At 34.7% G+C, this 17,330-nt stretch carries 15 protein-coding genes; 2 read left to right on the top strand and 13 right to left on the bottom strand.

Translation table 11 applies throughout. From position 1 onward, the window contains the following. Positions 1 to 3: 3 nt before the first annotated feature. Entirely contained in the window at positions 4 to 468 is a 465-nt protein-coding gene (gene nrdR / locus JJJ02_RS01510; RefSeq protein ID WP_099579958.1) for a transcriptional regulator NrdR, read from the bottom strand. Positions 469 to 617: 149 nt separating this feature from the next. On the opposite strand from nrdR, the gene JJJ02_RS01505 reads away from it, so the two are divergent. Then, positions 618 to 1,328 (top strand): SGNH/GDSL hydrolase family protein, encoded by a 711-nt coding sequence (locus JJJ02_RS01505; RefSeq protein ID WP_239242518.1) that lies wholly within the window; start codon positions 618 to 620, stop codon positions 1,326 to 1,328. Between the two features lie 42 nt (positions 1,329 to 1,370). Here JJJ02_RS01505 and JJJ02_RS01500 read toward each other — a convergent pair whose 3' ends face one another. The 11 genes from JJJ02_RS01500 to JJJ02_RS01450 form a co-directional block, all read right to left on the bottom strand. Next, positions 1,371 to 1,685, bottom strand: coding sequence for a DMT family transporter (locus tag JJJ02_RS01500; protein WP_111715410.1), 315 nt, complete (start codon positions 1,683 to 1,685; stop codon positions 1,371 to 1,373). Then, positions 1,685 to 2,005, bottom strand: coding sequence for a DMT family transporter (locus tag JJJ02_RS01495; protein WP_111715412.1), 321 nt, complete (start codon positions 2,003 to 2,005; stop codon positions 1,685 to 1,687). The genes JJJ02_RS01500 and JJJ02_RS01495 overlap by 1 nt, the downstream gene beginning before the upstream one ends. A gap of 137 nt (positions 2,006 to 2,142) precedes the next feature. Then, entirely contained in the window at positions 2,143 to 3,153 is a 1,011-nt protein-coding gene (locus JJJ02_RS01490) for a glyceraldehyde-3-phosphate dehydrogenase (RefSeq protein ID WP_240837033.1), read from the bottom strand. Positions 3,154 to 3,271: 118 nt separating this feature from the next. Continuing rightward, entirely contained in the window at positions 3,272 to 3,880 is a 609-nt protein-coding gene (gene coaE / locus JJJ02_RS01485; RefSeq protein ID WP_240837031.1) for a dephospho-CoA kinase, read from the bottom strand. Beyond that, a complete protein-coding gene (gene mutM, locus JJJ02_RS01480) occupies positions 3,868 to 4,785 on the bottom strand; it encodes a DNA-formamidopyrimidine glycosylase (protein ID WP_240837029.1) in 918 nt (305 codons plus the stop codon). The genes coaE and mutM overlap by 13 nt, the downstream gene beginning before the upstream one ends. 8 nt (positions 4,786 to 4,793) lie before the next feature. Next, positions 4,794 to 7,415, bottom strand: coding sequence for a DNA polymerase I (gene polA, locus JJJ02_RS01475; protein WP_239242521.1), 2,622 nt, complete (start codon positions 7,413 to 7,415; stop codon positions 4,794 to 4,796). Positions 7,416 to 7,666: 251 nt separating this feature from the next. Continuing rightward, positions 7,667 to 9,382 carry a two-component system histidine kinase PnpS gene (gene pnpS / locus JJJ02_RS01470; protein ID WP_239242522.1) on the bottom strand — a complete coding sequence of 572 codons (1,716 nt, stop codon included), beginning with the start codon at positions 9,380 to 9,382 and terminating at the stop codon, positions 7,667 to 7,669. Beyond that, positions 9,379 to 10,089, bottom strand: coding sequence for a response regulator transcription factor (locus tag JJJ02_RS01465; RefSeq protein WP_099579930.1), 711 nt, complete (start codon positions 10,087 to 10,089; stop codon positions 9,379 to 9,381). The genes pnpS and JJJ02_RS01465 overlap by 4 nt, the downstream gene beginning before the upstream one ends. A 150-nt stretch (positions 10,090 to 10,239) precedes the next feature. Beyond that, on the bottom strand, positions 10,240 to 11,181 hold the full coding sequence (mdh, locus tag JJJ02_RS01460) for a malate dehydrogenase (RefSeq protein ID WP_239242523.1): 942 nt from the start codon (positions 11,179 to 11,181) through the stop codon (positions 10,240 to 10,242). An 89-nt stretch (positions 11,182 to 11,270) separates the two neighbouring features. Then, positions 11,271 to 12,539, bottom strand: a complete 1,269-nt coding sequence (icd, locus tag JJJ02_RS01455; protein WP_240837217.1) for an NADP-dependent isocitrate dehydrogenase — start codon at positions 12,537 to 12,539, stop codon at positions 11,271 to 11,273. Between the two features lie 61 nt (positions 12,540 to 12,600). Beyond that, entirely contained in the window at positions 12,601 to 13,719 is a 1,119-nt protein-coding gene (locus JJJ02_RS01450) for a citrate synthase (RefSeq protein ID WP_240837024.1), read from the bottom strand. 263 nt (positions 13,720 to 13,982) lie between these two features. Here JJJ02_RS01450 and JJJ02_RS01445 point away from each other — a divergent pair, with 263 nt between their 5' ends. Continuing rightward, the gene (locus tag JJJ02_RS01445) at positions 13,983 to 15,401 is read left to right on the top strand and encodes an amino acid permease (RefSeq protein ID WP_111715436.1); all 1,419 of its coding nucleotides are present in this window, start codon (positions 13,983 to 13,985) and stop codon (positions 15,399 to 15,401) included. A 73-nt stretch (positions 15,402 to 15,474) separates the two neighbouring features. Here JJJ02_RS01445 and pyk read toward each other — a convergent pair whose 3' ends face one another. Continuing rightward, on the bottom strand, positions 15,475 to 17,235 hold the full coding sequence (pyk, locus tag JJJ02_RS01440) for a pyruvate kinase (RefSeq protein WP_111715437.1): 1,761 nt from the start codon (positions 17,233 to 17,235) through the stop codon (positions 15,475 to 15,477). Positions 17,236 to 17,330: the final 95 nt, after the last annotated feature.

Here is a 17,330-nt window from a genome sequence, read left to right as displayed (position 1 = left end):
CACCTACTTCTTATCTTTATCGTTCAATAGACCGCTCATTGTACGTAATAACTGATCGACATCTTTAAATTCTTTATAGACAGACGCAAACCTTACATAGGAAACCTGATCTAAAGTCATTAGATGCTCCATCACCAATTCACCGATATCAACCGAAGACACTTCCGTCTTACCTTTTTCACGTAAAGCAGTCTCAACATCTGTCGTAATTTTTTCAAGTGATTCAAAAGCAACAGGTCGCTTCTCACATGCACGGACTAAACCATGTAACACTTTATCACGGTTGAATGCTTGTCTTGTGCCGTCTTTTTTTACGACGATTAATGGCTGTAATTCAATTCTTTCGAAAGTAGTAAAACGTGTACCACATTCTTCACATTCTCTACGTCTTCTGATTGCAGTCAAATCGTCTGCATGTCGTGAATCAATCACCTTCGATTGATTAAAACCACATTTTGGACATTTCAAGACAATCACCCCTTTTTTTATTATTATTTAATTATACATGAATACGAAACAATTAAAAATCCATAAGATTACACTGTTCTGGGTATATAATAAACTATATGAATAAGTTAAAATTAATAAATTAATAACTTTCCAGAAGGAGAAAACTGATGAGACCGAATTATATCCATTTACCAAAATTAGAAGAAGGACACCCTGTAAACAAACTAAGAGAAAGCTTTAATCATAGAAATGAAGTGATACTTTATCATAACGACCCTGTAGGAATCGTCTTTATCGGTGATTCAATTACTGATTACTGGGATATAGAAAGTTACCTGCAATTAAACAATGGCAAGCGAATGATTAACCGTGGCATTGGAAACGATCGTACGCAATGGGTACGCGACCGATTTACAGCAGATAGTATCCAGTTGAAACCCGATTGGATTGTCTTATCGATTGGCATTAATAATACGAAAGCGCTCGACGTTGATCAAAGCGATGACAACCAGCAACAAATTAAGTCACGAATCCTTGAAGATATTGAAGCAATGATTATGATGGCAAATGAAAATAACATAAATATTGCAGTTACTACACTCACATCAACGAACCGACCTAAGTTAGAAGGATTTATAACGCGCTCAAAACTTGTTCAGATAATTAATCACGAAATTAAACAACTATGTACAGAACATGATGCATTATTTATCGATTACTATACACAGATGACTGAAACGAAAGATGGCATCGACTATTTACGAAATGAACTTACAGATGACGGACTACATCCGCATGTATTTGGCTACGACATTATGGCAAAAGTCATTGAAGCAACGTTTACCGATATTTATCCGATACAATTAAAGCAAAGATGAAAAAAGTGTCACACACCAAATACGGTATGTGACACTTTACTTTTAAGGCAACAACTTCAATCCAATGGTACTTGCTAAAATTAAGCCCATAAAAAATAAACGTAATACATTCTTCGATTCTCCGTAAAACAAAATCCCCACAATTGCTCCACCTACTGCACCAATACCGGTCCATATAGCATATGCAGTACTCATCGGAATTGCAATTAACGCAACGGAAAGAAAATAAAGACTACATGCAAATGTAAATATCAGCAATAGCACATAGCGCTTTTGATGTGTGTTTGAATACATATTAATCACGACAACACCTAGCATTTCAAAGATACCGGCAAGTACTAAAATCAACCAATACATTACTTTGCCTCCTCTGGTGTTGCCATCTTAAGACCGATGACACCGATAATTAATACACTTATTAATATAACTTTCTCAACGCTTATTGGTTCATTGAAAAATACTACATCTGCAATCGTTACTAACGTTGCACCTAGACCAACAAATACAGCGTAGCTTGTTCCAACCGGTAAATATTTTGATGCATTCAGCAACAAATAGAAACTGATTGAAACACTGATAACAGTAAGTATCCACTCATACCAAGTATCAGCATGGGCTAGACCAATTACCCAGCACATCTCAAAAATCGCCGCAACGATAATTTTAATCCAGTTCATAACATACCTCACTATCAACATAATAGTGAATAGTATAACATATACGAATTTTTATTTTAATAGAGGAATTTTCCATGACCTAATTATGAATAGCAAAAAAACACCTCTCAATTAAGAGAGATGTCTTGTCTTCTATATTATTTCGCTAATTTTTCACCCATTAATACTGCTAACTCTACAACACGCGTTGAGTAACCCCACTCGTTATCGTACCAAGATAATACTTTCACTTTAGATCCTTCCATAACGATAGTAGATAATCCATCTACAATTGAGCTATGTGGATTTGTATTAAAGTCTACTGATACTAACGGCTCATATGTTACATCTAAAATATCTTTAAGTTCGTTGTCAGCAGATGCTTTAAGCGCTTCATTAACTTCTTCAACAGTTACTTCTTTCTCTAAATCTACAACTAAGTCTACTAATGATACGTTTGTTGTAGGTACACGTAACGCCATTCCGTGTAATTTACCTTTTAATTCAGGTAATACTAAAGCTAAAGCTTTCGCTGCACCTGTAGAAGTTGGGATAATACTTTGAGCACATGCACGTGCACGGCGTAAATCTTTATGTGGGTTGTCTAAGTTCTTTTGGTCATTTGTATACGCATGAACTGTCGTCATTAATCCGTTCTTAATTCCGAATTTATCATTTAACACTTTCGCTACTGGCGCTAAGCAGTTTGTAGTACATGAAGCATTTGATATAACATCATATGTATCTATATCTAATTGTGCACAGTTCACACCGCGAACGATCGTTTGAACATTTCCTTTACCTGGCGCTGTTAATAATACTTTCTTCGCACCTGCTTTAATATGTGCTGACGCTTTCTCAGCATCATTAAACTTACCAGTTGCTTCGATCACAATATCAATATTTAACTCTTTCCATGGTAATAATTCAGGATTACGCTCAGAAACTAACTTAATTTCTTTACCATCAACGATTAAAGCATTGTCACCAGGTTCTACATCTAATTCAAACTTACCATGAGTAGTGTCGTACTTTGTTAAATGTGCTAGTGTTTCTGGAGGATAGCTCGCGTTAATCGCAACTACTTCTAAATTATCATTTAATAGTGCTGCACGGAACACCATTCTTCCAATTCTTCCTAACCCATTAATCGCTACTCTTGTTTTCATCATATCTTCTCCTTCGCAATGTGTTATACTAATCTCTTTCATTAGTATAGCACAATGATTGCGTTAAGGAAGCGTTTTCTTTAAGAAAATTATTTTCATAATTTTCTTAAAATTAATTTTATATATAGCTTTGAATAAGCAATTCAAGTTGCTGATACAATGATTGTAAGCTACCGCTGTTATCAATGACTTTATCAGCTTTTTGTTTCTTTTCTTCAATTGATAGTTGTGATGATACTCTTGACTCAGCTTCTTCCAGTGATAACTGATTACGTGCCATTAATCGTTCAATCTGAACTTCTTTTGGAACATAAACCACCCATACTTCATCAACTGTATGCTCTAATTTATTTTCAAAAAGTAATGGTATGTCCATGATTACGGGTTTACCTAGTTCTAGTCCCGCTTCTTTTTCCGCTTCCATAATATCTCTTACACGGGGATGAACGATCGCATTTAACTTTTCTCGTTGATTTTTATCTTTAAAGATTATCTCACCGAGTGCTTTTCTATTTAACGTTCCGTCTTCCTGTATTACTCCATCTCCAAATACTGTTCTAATTTCCTCTAATCCAGATGATCCTGCTTCGACTGCTTTGCGACTTGCAATATCTGCATCAACAATGACAAATCCATTTTCCGACAAGAAATTTGCAACTGTTGACTTTCCACTTGCGATACCACCTGTTAAACCTATTACTGTCACACTTACACCTACTTTTGACATTTTTCGCAGTAATGCGTGTTTCTTGTTGCTATCACTTGTGTCGTAATATCATTTTGACATACATTACATTGTTTTAAACCATAGACATTAAATTTACTTTGCATATTGCCACTTTCACCTTCGACGTTACGGTAATCAGAAATGCTTGACCCGCCAAATTCAATACCTTTATTTAGCACTTCTACTATAGCTGAAAAGAGTTTCTTCTTTTTCTGAGTGGATAATGTATGTGTAATATGCGTCGGTAAAATACCTGCTAAATGTAATGCTTCACATGCATATATATTCCCACATCCACTTATTACACTATGATCCATAATAACCTGTTTAATCGGTTTATTCATATATTTCTTTAGTTTCGATTGCTGTATGAAATGTGCCATTGCGTTATTTTCAAAAGGTTCTGGCGCAATAGTCTGATTAAAGTTTGCAAAAGCTGCTTCATCTAATATTTTAAATTCACCAAAACGCCTTATATCTGAATAGATCATCTTTTGTCCATCTGACAATTCAAACTGGACATGCCAATGTTTCTTATAATTTGGTATGGGGATTTCCTCAATACTACTTTTCACAAAGAAAGCGCCGGCCATTCCTAAATGGCCGACTAAATATATTTTAGATGTTTGTTCCTGCTCTAATATTTGTTCTTGCTCTATGGAACAGCCTCTTTGTTTCATTAATTCAAAAATAATGTATTTACTTCTGCGGTCTATACTTTTAATTACAGTATTACGTACTATGGTATTAAAGTCATCCAGCTCAATTTGTTTAATAATCGTTTCTTTACCTTGTGCTTTACCACGTTTAACCGCTTCTGAGAATGCTACGTTTATTATTGCTTTATTTAACACATGCGGTCTTAAACCTCTTACCACATGTTCGACTTCCGGTAGTTCCGGCATCTTTCCACCTACTTTGCTTCATACCAACTTTCACCAGAATCATATTCTACTTCAAGTGGTACATTAAGTTCAATTGCATGCTCCATAATATCTTTTACAAATAGACTAAACGCATCTATTTCATCTTTTGGAACTTCAAAAATCAATTCATCGTGTACTTGTAATAACATCTTCGCTTTAAAGTTTGTCTCTTTCAGCGCTTTATCAAACTGTACCATCGCAAGTTTAATAATATCTGCTGCACTTCCCTGGATTGGCGTGTTCATCGCAGTTCTTTCAGCAAATCCTCTTAAATTAAAGTTCTTACTCGTAATATCAGGAATATATCTTCTACGCTGCATAATTGTTGTAACGTAACCATCCTGTTTGGCTTTCTGAATAATATCATCCATGTATTGTTTCACTTTTGGGAAGCTATCCAGATAATCATCGATAAATTGTTGTGCAGCTTTTCGTGTGATACCTAAACTTTGACTTAGGCCATAATCACTAATTCCGTAAACAATACCGAAATTAACAGCTTTTGCCTGACGACGCATATTGCTATCAACCGCGTCCTTTTCAACATCAAAAACTTCCATCGCTGTCTTCGTATGAATATCAATACCATGTGTAAATGCTTCCATCATACTCGCATCTTCTGTAATGTGAGCAAGGACACGCAATTCAATTTGAGAATAATCGGCAGCAAAGATTACCATGTCATCTCCACTCGGAACGAAAGCTTTTCTAATCTTTCTACCTTCGTCTAATCTAACCGGTATATTCTGCAGGTTCGGATCTATTGAAGATAGACGACCCGTTTGTGCGATAACCTGATTAAAGCGTGTATGAATCTTCTCATCATCACCTATTAATCGTTGTAACCCTTCAACGTACGTTGACTGAAGTTTCGATAATGTTCGATAGACTAGAATATCATCGATAATCGCATGACTGCCTTGTAACTTTTCTAACACATCCACAGCGGTTGAGTAACCTGTCTTCGTCTTTTTAATGATCGGTAACTTTAACTCTTCAAATAGAATCACACCTAGTTGTTTCGGTGAGTTAACATTAAATGATTTGCCGGCATGATTATAGATACTTTCTGTTAAAGCATCTAATCTTTCTTGTATTTCACCCTGCATTTCAATTAATGTCTCTTTATTCACTTTAATGCCTTGAAGTTCCATCTTTGCAAGTACTAGGGCAAGTGGTAATTCAAGTTCGTCATGTAGCGCGAGTTGTTCATGGGCAATTAGCTTTTCTTTAATCATAGGTGTTACGTCATTTATAAGATGCACTTCATTTGCAATGTGCTGATACAAAATTTCTCTGTCAGGTACATGCGATTTCGCACCTTTACCGAAAATATGATCATCAGATTCCACATAGTTTAATCCAAAATCATGTCCGAGTTGCGCTACATCAACCACTGTAGATGATGGATTCAATAAATAATTGGCCAGCATCGTATCAAAGGCGATACCTTCAATATTTATGGATAAGCGTTCGAACATTACTTTAACTGCTTTTGCATCATACACATGTTTTTTTACATTTTCATCTTCCAGCAATGTGATAAATGACTTATTCTTCGTAATATCTTCAGGTTGTACAACAAATGTTTCGTCATTGTTTATAATACCTAATCCTAATATTTCATTCTTCAAATAATTGTCCTGATAGCATTTCAAGTGTAAGGCAATTGCATCGATCGCTTTGAATTCAAATGACTGATAATCGTTATTAATTGCGATTTCTTTACTGCTCTCAATTTGACTTGTTGTATCAAGATTTTCCAGCATTTGCTTAAATTCTAATTCTCTGAACAGTTCAATTTTTTTCGTTTCATCTTTATCCGGAATTACAGTATCAGCTAATGTTACTTCTATCGGTGCATTCGTCTCAATTGTTGCAAGCTGCTTACTCATGATGGCATCCTCTTGATGATTTGTAAGATTTTCATTGAGTTTCTTCGCAGTAATCTTATCTAAATTCGCGATTACACCTTCAACAGTATCATATTCTAATAATAATTTAATCGCTGTCTTTTCTCCGACACCAGGTACGCCAGGGATATTATCCGACTTATCACCCATTAAGCCTTTAAGATCGATAATTTTCTCTGCACCAAATCCATATTTTTCGTGAATGAATTGAGGTGTATATTTATCAATGTCTGTAACACCTTTTTTAGTGTAATAAACGGTTACATAATCATTGACGAGCTGGGTTAAATCTCGATCACCGGTTACGATAATTGTTTCCACCTTTTGTTCGGCTGCTTCTTTTGAAAGTGTCCCGATAATATCGTCTGCTTCGTAATTATCTAATTCGTAATGCTTTATTTGGTAAGCTTCTGCAAGTCGTCTAATGTGCGGGAATTGTTCACTTAATTCCTGAGGTGTCTTCTGACGTCCTCCTTTATATTCTCCAAACGTTGCATGTCTAAATGTTGTCTTCCCTGCATCAAATGCGATTAAGAAATGCGTTGGTTTTTCTTCTTTAATTAACTTTTCTAAAATTAACGTAAAACCATAAATTGCATTCGTATGTAACTCTGATGAATTCTTTAGTAAAGGTAATGCATAAAAGGCACGAAACGCGATACTATTTCCATCAATTAATATTAGTTTTTCTTTCATTCTTCTACCTCCATCGTATGTCTCTTATAGTCTATCACATCTTGAATTCAGGACATATTTATAGGAACATCATTTTGAAAATAAAAAAAACACAAGTGATTGCTTCAGGATCACTTGTGTTTATCTTCTTCTAAAATGAAGGGGTCTATGTGCAATTATAGTTGAACATTGTTAATTTAATGTAAAGACGAAGTAAATATGAAGTAAAGTTTCAAGTTGTAAAATAAAATATTAGTATAAATTATAAAATATTAATATAAATGTTGTTTTAATATCACTCTAAAAGTAGTTCCTATACCTACTTGACTTTCCACTTCAATTTCGCCTTTAAAGACTTCTACAATATGCTTTACGATCGCGAGTCCTAATCCTGTACCACCTGAATCACGACTACGAGCTTTATCTACGCGATAGAATCTTTCAAAGATACGTAGTTGTTCTTCTGGCGCAATACCGATGCCTTCATCCGTTATCTCTAATATACAGTTACGATCTTTCTGATATACTTTTACCGTAATCGTTGCGTCTTCGTATGAATAATTGATCGCATTCGATAAGAGATTTATTACAACTTGTTTTAATTTACTTGGTTCAGCTAATACAAATAAATCTTTTTCAAAATCCAGATTAAATTTAATATTTTTCTTTTCTGCAAGTGGATGCACAACTTCAACACTGTTAAATACTTTTTGAGGTAAATTGACTTTCGTCATTTCAAAATGATTCGCCTGTTCAATTTTAGATAATTCGAGTAATTCACTTACAAGCACCTGGATACGATTAGACTCTTTCAAAATAATCTCTAAAAACATATCAAGTGTTTCAGGCTCATTTTTAGCTCCATCGATTAATGTTTCAGTAAAGCCCTTAATACTTGTGATCGGTGTCTTTAATTCATGAGATACATTTGCCACGAAGTCTTTACGCATCTGTTCTAAAGACTTAAGTTGAGTAATGTCGTGTAATACGATAACGATACCTTCTATTTTCTTTCGTTTCTTTGATAGCACTGGTACTACTGCAACATCAAAATATTTCTTGTGAACGTTGACTGTAATATTCAATGTATCGTTGACTGGTTTTTCTATCGCTATTGCTTCTTTAATCATTTGTTTGATCGATTGATTTTTAATCACTGTTTCATAATGCCCATGCGCTATCGGTTGGCCTTTATTAAAAAGATTAATATACGTTTCGTTAGCAATTGCCACTTCTCCGTGATTGTTTACGAGCATTGTTGCACTCGGTATATTCTGTAATGTTGTTTCTAATCGATTACGTTGCAATTTCTGCTCATTATTTAGATCCTGAAGTGTTCTGGCAAGAATATTTGTTGATCTAAATAAATCTTTTGTCTCAGTAACGCTACTTTCAGGTACGCGTACTTTATAATTACCGTCAGATAATAACTTTGAAGCATATGTTACTTCTTTAATCGGCTGGATATAGCTTTTATTGATATAACGTACAATGATAAATATTATCGGAAGCATACATAATAATCCGATACCAAAATATTTTATGATGATCTCTTCAATGTCATTGATTGTTTTTATTTCGCTTAAAATATAAACAGTTTGTTTATTTTTATAACGTAGTAAACTTTTCTCGTTTGAACCATCATAACGGTAATTAACCATATCTTTATTTTCTAATGTGTATTTTGTAATAAAACGATCAAATTCATTTTTTGATGTACCGATTGTTTTATAAATAACATGCTGATCTTTATCGAGAATAAGAATTGATGAATTGTATGATTTTTCATATTCATGTATTAAATCTTCCACACGTTTGTCGCCACTTACATACGCTTCAAAGATTTTTGCATCTTTAGTTAATCCTGCTTTATCTCTGTCAATAAATTGCTTCGCAAGCGTAAGATACAATAGTGTTCCCAGTAAAAGAAAACTTACAACAATAACTGTTGTAAGTATTAATAACAATTTACTTTTAAAACTGATCATTCGCGTTTTGGACTTTCTAATTTATATCCAAGACCTCGAACAGTCTTAATGTATTGTGGCTGTTTTGGATTATCTTCTATCTTTTCTCTTAAGTGACTTATATGTACATCAACAATGCGGGAGTCACCAGCAAACTCATAATTCCATACAGAATTAAGCATATGTTCACGTGTAATTACTCTTCCTTGACGTTCTATCAAATATATTAATAATTCAAATTCTTTAGGTGTTAAATCAAGCAATACATCATTACGGTATGCTTCAAAATGTTCCGGTAATACTTTTATCTTACCGATAATAATTTCTTTATTATCCTTTTCATCTTCGACTGTCTTAATCGTGTTTGAGCGACGAAGAATCGCTTTTATTCGCGCAATAACTTCTCTTGGAGAAAACGGTTTCGTCATATAATCATCTGCACCTAATTCTAACCCAAGTACTTTATCAAATTCATCATCTTTTGCAGTTAACATTAAAATCGGCACTTGATTTTTTTCATTTCTAACAGATTTACATACTTCTACGCCGTCCATTTTAGGTAACATTAAATCTAATACTACGATATCTGGCTTTTCACTGAAAATCTTTTCTAGACCTTCTTCACCATCATAAGCTGTTACAACTTCGAATCCTGATTGTTGCAAATTATATTGTAGTAAAGTTACGATAGATTGTTCATCGTCTACTACCAGAACCTTCTGACTCATCCAATCCCTCCAAACAATTATCATATTCATTATATATTAAAAGAATATTGAAATGCTACAACAAATCAACATTCTTCAAGCTATAACAGAATAATTTACATTCTCTTTACAATTAGAAGGATTATCAATCTATCGTTTAATATATTCATATTAATTTGAAGACTTTAATGATTGGGTTGTATCTTTCACTGCAGCAGCAGACTTATTAAATGCTTGTTGTTCATCATCTGTAAGTTGCAATTCTACGACGTGCTCAACTCCATTTTTATTTAACTTAACTGGTACACCGATATAAATATCTTCCTGTTTATATTCGCCATTTAAATATGCAATAGCTGGCAATACACGGTTACTATCATTGATAATTGCTTCAGCCATCTCAACCATCGCAGCAGCTGGCGCATAATAAGCAGATCCCGTGCCTAATAAGTTTACAATTTCAGCACCACCATTACGTGTTCTTTCAATGATGCCATCAATTGTTGCTTCATCCATTAAGTCTCCAATCGGTACGCCACTCACCGATGAATAACGGATTAATGGCACCATCGTATCACCGTGTCCTCCTAACACAAATCCAGTAACATCAGTCACTGCCACATCTAATGCTTGTGCTACAAATGTTCTAAAGCGAGCTGTATCCAGCACACCTGATTGACCGATAACACGATTCGGTTCAAATCCAGATGCTTTATACACAGCATAAGTCATTGCATCTACCGGATTCGTAAGCACGATAATAATACAGTCCGGTGAATATTTTACAATTTCTTTCGTCGCAGCTTCTACAATACCTTGATTGGTTTGCACTAAATCATCACGCGTCATACCTGGTTTACGGGCGATACCTGATGTAATCAATACAACATCAGAATCTTTCGTATCGGCATAATCATTACTTGCTTTAATGTCGACATTTTGATGTAATATCGGCATTGCCTGCATAATATCTAATGCCTTGCCTGTTGTGGGATCTAGACTACCATAAGTATCAACAAGGACAATATCAGCTATTCCTTTACTCGCTGCAATAAATGCAGCTGTTGAACCTGTGAATCCACTTCCTACGATTGAAATCTTTTTCTTTGTCATGATAACTCCCCCTTAATCTTTTAAAAAAAGGATAGTAACTATGAATTTCATTCATAATACTATCCTTAAAAGTTAGACTACTTTTCTAATTACATATTTTTAATTAATTCGTCAGCGAACTCAGAACATTTCACTTCAGTTGCACCATCCATTAAACGTGCAAAGTCATATGTTACGACTTTTGAAGCGATTGATTTTTCCATCGCTTTTGTGATTAATTCTCCAGCTTCTTTCCATCCTAAATGATCTAACATTAACACACCACTTAAAATAACAGAAGATGGATTTACTTTATCTAAGCCAGCATATTTTGGTGCAGTACCATGTGTCGCTTCAAAGATAGCGTGTCCAGTTTCGTAGTTGATGTTTGCTCCTGGTGCAATACCGATACCACCTACTTGTGCTGCTAATGCATCACTAATATAGTCACCATTTAAGTTCATCGTTGCAACAACATCAAACTCAGCAGGACGCGTTAAAATTTGTTGCAAGAAAATATCAGCGATTGAATCTTTTACTAATAATTTGCCAGCAGCAATCGCTTCATTTTGCGCTTTATCTGCCGCTTCTGCACCTTGTTCAGCTTTAATTTTATCGTATTGATTCCATGTAAATACTTTATCACCAAATTCACGTTCAGCTAAATCATATCCCCACTGTTTGAAGGCACCTTCAGTAAATTTCATGATATTCCCTTTGTGTACTAATGTTAATGACTTACGGCCTTGCTCAAGCGCATAGTTTAATGCTGCTCGAACTAAACGTTCAGTTCCCTCTTTAGAAACTGGTTTAATACCGATACCTGAAGTTTCAGGGAAACGAATATTTTTAGCACCCATTTCATTTTGCAGAAATTCAATCACTTTCTTAACTTCGTCAGATCCTTCTTTATACTCAATACCTGCATAAATATCTTCAGTATTTTCACGGAAAATAACCATATCAGTATCTTCAGGACGTTTAACAGGTGAAGGAACACCTTCAAAGTAACGCACTGGACGAAGACATACGAATAAATCTAATTCCTGACGTAATGCTACGTTTAAAGAACGGATACCTCCTCCGATCGGTGTAGTTAATGGACCTTTAATCGCAATTAAGTATTCTTCAATAGTATCTAAAGTTTCTTGTGGTAACCATTCACCTGTGTTATCGAATGCTTTTTGACCTGCTAAAACTTCTTTCCATTCAATCTTTTTCTCACCATTATATGCTTTTTCTACTGCAGCATCTAATACGCGAACAGCAGCATTCCAAATATCCGGACCTGTTCCGTCACCGATAATAAAAGGTACGATTGGATGATTAGGTACGTTTAAAACACCATTATTATTCGTAATTTTTTCAGCCATTTTTATTTTGCCTCCATTATTAATATTTCTTACTTTAGTTTACCTTATAAATGCATTTTTAATCATTTTATCTTTCTTCAATCGGAACATATTTACGACCAACTTCACCCACGTATGTTGCACGTGGACGAATAATTCTGTTATCACTATATTGCTCTAAAATATGCGCAATCCAGCCAGAAGTACGAGATACTGCAAAGATTGGTGTAAATAAATCATGTTCAATACCCATTGAGTGATAAACTGTTGCTGAATAAAAATCAACATTCGGTAATAAACCTTTTTTTTCTTTTAAAATATCAGCAATACGTACAGACATATCAAATAATTCTTTTTGACCAGTCTCATCAGTAATTCTTCTAGACATTTCTTTTAAGTATTTAGCACGTGGATCTCCATTTTTGTAGACACGGTGACCAAAGCCCATAATTTTCTCTTTTTTAGCAATCTTATCTGCTACATAGCTATCCACATTATCTAATGAACCAATTTCATTCAACATCTTCATAACCTGTTCATTAGCACCACCGTGTAATGGTCCTTTTAATGCGCCAGCTGCAGCGACTACACCAGAATACATATCAGATAATGTAGAAACAGCAACACGTGCAGTAAATGTAGATGCGTTTAATTCATGATCCGCATGAAGAATTAACGCTTTATTGAAACCTTCTTCTTGTACAGCTGTTGGTTCTTCACCAAACAACATATATAAGAAGTTAGCTGCATAACTTAAGTCTTCTTTCGGTTTCACGACTTCTTTACCTTGACGAACACGAGCGAATGCTGCTACAAGTGACGCTACTTTAGCCTGAATACGAATCGCTTTGTTCATATGCGCATCTTCATTAAATTCATCAGCACGTGGATCAAAATGTGCTAAATAAGATAAAGATGTACGCAACCCTGTCATAGGATGTACATGATCTGCTGCATAATCTTCAAAGTGACTGTACATTCTTGGATGCAAAGTCATATTTTCAAATAACTGTTTTCTAAAATCAGTTAATTCTTCCGCATTTGGTAAACGGAAGTTCCATAATAAGAAGACAACTTCTTCAAATTGTGCGTTTTCTGTTAAATCATCTATTTCATATCCTGCATAAGTAAGTTGATCACCAATAATTGAACTTACTTTAGTGTTTGAAGCAACAATACCTTCAAGGCCTTTCACTAATTCTGCCATTTTTGACTCCCCTTTGCACCATAGTTTTTGTTATGCCAAATGTAATGGCTTTCACAACTCAATTATATCTAATGTCCTCACTTTTGTGAATGAATTAGGAACTTAGAAAATTTTTATCTTACGTGATAACTTTTACTTATATTTAAATTTTTATTTTATCATTTAATTAATTCTTAAAAATATTAAGAATATTTTAAAAAATGTTTGTAATTTTCAGATTTTAGTAAGATAATATAGGTACTAAAAAGGAAAAGGGGTTTAGTATGGCAAATCATAATCGTAGTATCGAAGAACGAAATGATTTACAACGTTCATTGTCAAATCGACATATTCAACTGATTGCGATTGGGGGCGCAATTGGTACCGGACTATTCTTAGGCGCAGGAAAATCAATCAACCTGGCGGGTCCATCCATATTATTTACTTATATAATTATCGGACTCTTTTTATTTTTATTTATGAGAGCATTAGGAGAATTATTATTATCTAATACCAACTATCATTCTTTCACAGATATAGCCCGAGACTACTTAGGAGACTTCGCAGGATATATTACCGGCTGGACTTACTGGTTCTGTTGGGTCGTAACTGGAATGGCGGAAGTTACAGCGATTGCTAAGTATGTACAGTTCTGGTGGCCCGACTTTCCGACATGGTTATCATCACTTTTATGTATTCTTGTGTTAATGTTCTTAAACTTATTAACTGCTAAATTATTTGGTGAATTAGAATTCTGGTTTGCATTGATTAAAGTTATTACAATTATTGCATTAATCATTACAGGGATCGTACTTATTGTCATCGGTTTTAAAACAAACTTTGGCGTAGCAACGATTACAAACCTTTGGTCACATGGTGGATTCTTCCCAAATGGGACAAACGGATTCTTATTAAGCTTCCAGATGGCAATATTTAGTTTTGTAGGGATTGAGTTAATCGGTGTAACAGCTGGTGAAGCACAAGACCCTGAAAAAACTTTGCCAAGAGCAATTAACAGTGTACCGATGCGTATCGTATTGTTCTATATCGGTTCATTGATCATCATTATGAGTGTCACGCCTTGGGATAAAATCGATCCAAACGAAAGTCCATTCGTTAAATTCTTCGGATTAATCGGAATTGGATTTGCAGCAAGCTTAATCAACTTTGTTGTAATTACTTCTGCGGCATCGTCTTGTAACAGTGGTATATTCTCTAACAGCCGTATGTTATTTGGTTTAAGTAAGAACTATTCAAAAGGAAACGATAGTTTCTTCCAACGTACGAATAAAGCAGGTGTACCTGCCAACGCAGTAGTATTCTCTAGCGTGTTGTTATTATTATCTGTATTACTGAATTACTTTATGCCAAATGCAAACGCAGTATTTACATTAGTAACAACCGTTGCGACAGTATTCTTTATCGTTGTATGGTCTATCATTCTTGCAGCATATCTTGTTTACTTAAAACGTAGACCACAGTTACATCAATCAAGTCTATACAAATTACCTGGAGGCAAAATTTCTGCTATCGCTATTCTTTTATTCTTTGTATTTATGTTCGGTCTATTGTTTATGGCTGAAGATACAAGAATGGGATTATTCGTATCGCCATTGTGGTTTGTATTATTAGCAATTATGTACGCAGCACAAGGTGGATTTAAAAAAGGAAGTTTTGATCCACATAACTATGATAATAAATAATATAAAATAAGAAGCACAGGATAATGTCCTGTGCTTCTTATTTTATATTCAAATTCACTTAGTTATATAACAATTAATTTACTTTTGCATGTCCAACATAAACTTTATTGTGTTCTGCATCTACTGTTACTAAAGTACCAGTTTCAAGTTTTTCCATAACGTCTACAACGCCTACAATCGTTGGCTTACCTAATGTTAAACCTACAACTGCTGCATGAGATGTTAAGCCACCTTCTTCAGTTACAATGGCTAAAGCTTTTTCAATGTATGGAACCATGTCAGCATCCGTAGATGGAGCTACAATGACTTTATCAGATAAGTCTTTATCAGCTAATTCTTCTGCAGATCTAACAGCTAAAACTTTACCAACTGTTGCATTACGTCCAATACCTTGTCCAGCTGCAATCACATCTCCAATTAAATGGATTTTCATTAAGTTTGTTGTACCAGCTTCACCTGTAGGAATGCCTGCAGTGATAATAATTAAATCACCATTTTCAACTGTTCCTACTTCTATTGCTGCCTGAACTGCTTTATCTAATAATTCGTCTGTCGTTGATTTCCCTGTCTTAATTACTGGGATAACACCCCAGACAAGTGCCATATGACGAGCAGTTTCTTCATAAGGTGTTACTGCAATGATATGAGCATGTGGGCGATATTTTGAAATTGTTTGTGCAGTTGTTCCACTTTCAGTTGCAGCAACTATCGTTTGAACATCTAAATTTAATGCAGTATGTGCTACAGATACACCAATTGCATTGACCATTGAAGGCTGATTTAATTTCGTTCTGTCAGATAATAAGCGCTTATAATCCTGAGCTTCTTCTGCTGCAAAAGCAATGTTATGCATCGTTTTAACTGACTCTTCAGGGTATAAACCTGCTGCAGTTTCTCCAGATAACATCACAGCATCTGTTCCGTCGTAAATCGCATTTGCAACGTCACTTGCTTCTGCACGTGTACAACGTGGGTTACGTTGCATTGAATCCAGCATTTGTGTCGCAGTTATAACTGGTTTACCCACAACATTACATTTCTGGATTAAATCTTTTTGTACTAATGGTACTTCTTCTGCCGGGATTTCAACACCCATGTCTCCACGAGCAACCATTAATCCATCAGAAACTTCTAATATTTGATCAATATTTTCAATACCTTCTTCATTTTCAATCTTAGGTATGATGTTGATGAAGTCACAATTTCTATCTTCTAAAATTTTACGAATTTCTAAAACATCACTTGCACGACGAACGAAAGATGCCGCAATAAAGTCAACACGTTGTTCAATACCGAATATTATATCCTGCGCATCTTTATCCGTAATACCTGGTAAATTCACTTTAACACCTGGTAGATTAACACCTTTTTTATTTTTTAATTCACCTGCATTAATCACATCACAGATAATTCTTCCTTCTTCATGTTTGATATCTTTTACTATTAATTCGATTAACCCATCGTCTAACAAAATCGTTGAACCAACATGTATATCATTGATTAAATCTTCATATGTTACAGAAAATTCTGCTGGCGTTCCTAATACTTCTTTCATATTAATTGCAACTGTAGAACCTTTAACTAATTCGATCTTGTCATTTTCCATGTTATGGGTACGAATTTCAGGTCCTTTAGTATCTAAAAGAATCGCTACTGTTTTATCTAATTTTTTAGCCACTTCACGAATCGTGTCGATGCGTGCTTTATGCTCTTCATGACTACCATGTGAGAAGTTTAAACGTGCTACGTTCATTCCAGCATTCATTAATTTCTCTAACATTTCTGGCGATTCTGATGCTGGTCCTATCGTACATACAATTTTAGTTTTTCTCATGTCTATGAGCCTCCGGTAACTTTTTTTATTCTATTCAATTAAGAAAGTTAATTCTAATTCAGTATTCATTCAACAGTGATAATAAACAATTATAT

This window comes from Macrococcus sp. PK, assembly GCF_022501545.1.
Lineage (GTDB): Bacteria > Bacillota > Bacilli > Staphylococcales > Staphylococcaceae > Macrococcoides > Macrococcoides epidermidis.
Note: the sequence above shows the minus strand (reverse complement) of the source record. Positions and strands in the feature narration are given on the sequence as shown.

Bases quoted from the DNA above. Each gene is read 5' to 3' on its own strand.
- JJJ02_RS01490 (WP_240837033.1), bottom strand. From the start codon at position 3,153: ATGAAAACAAGAGTAGCGATTAATGGGTTAGGAAGAATTGGAAGAATG.
- JJJ02_RS01505 (WP_239242518.1), top strand. From the start codon at position 618: ATGAGACCGAATTATATCCATTTACCAAAATTAGAAGAAGGACACCCT.
- JJJ02_RS01445 (WP_111715436.1), top strand. From the start codon at position 13,983: ATGGCAAATCATAATCGTAGTATCGAAGAACGAAATGATTTACAACGT.
- pnpS (WP_239242522.1), bottom strand. From the start codon at position 9,382: ATGATCAGTTTTAAAAGTAAATTGTTATTAATACTTACAACAGTTATT.
- pyk (WP_111715437.1), bottom strand. From the start codon at position 17,235: ATGAGAAAAACTAAAATTGTATGTACGATAGGACCAGCATCAGAATCG.
- JJJ02_RS01495 (WP_111715412.1), bottom strand. From the start codon at position 2,005: ATGAACTGGATTAAAATTATCGTTGCGGCGATTTTTGAGATGTGCTGG.
- mutM (WP_240837029.1), bottom strand. From the start codon at position 4,785: ATGCCGGAACTACCGGAAGTCGAACATGTGGTAAGAGGTTTAAGACCG.
- JJJ02_RS01465 (WP_099579930.1), bottom strand. From the start codon at position 10,089: ATGAGTCAGAAGGTTCTGGTAGTAGACGATGAACAATCTATCGTAACT.
- mdh (WP_239242523.1), bottom strand. From the start codon at position 11,181: ATGACAAAGAAAAAGATTTCAATCGTAGGAAGTGGATTCACAGGTTCA.
- JJJ02_RS01500 (WP_111715410.1), bottom strand. From the start codon at position 1,685: ATGTATTGGTTGATTTTAGTACTTGCCGGTATCTTTGAAATGCTAGGT.
- polA (WP_239242521.1), bottom strand. From the start codon at position 7,415: ATGAAAGAAAAACTAATATTAATTGATGGAAATAGTATCGCGTTTCGT.
- JJJ02_RS01450 (WP_240837024.1), bottom strand. From the start codon at position 13,719: ATGGCAGAATTAGTGAAAGGCCTTGAAGGTATTGTTGCTTCAAACACT.
- coaE (WP_240837031.1), bottom strand. From the start codon at position 3,880: ATGTCAAAAGTAGGTGTAAGTGTGACAGTAATAGGTTTAACAGGTGGT.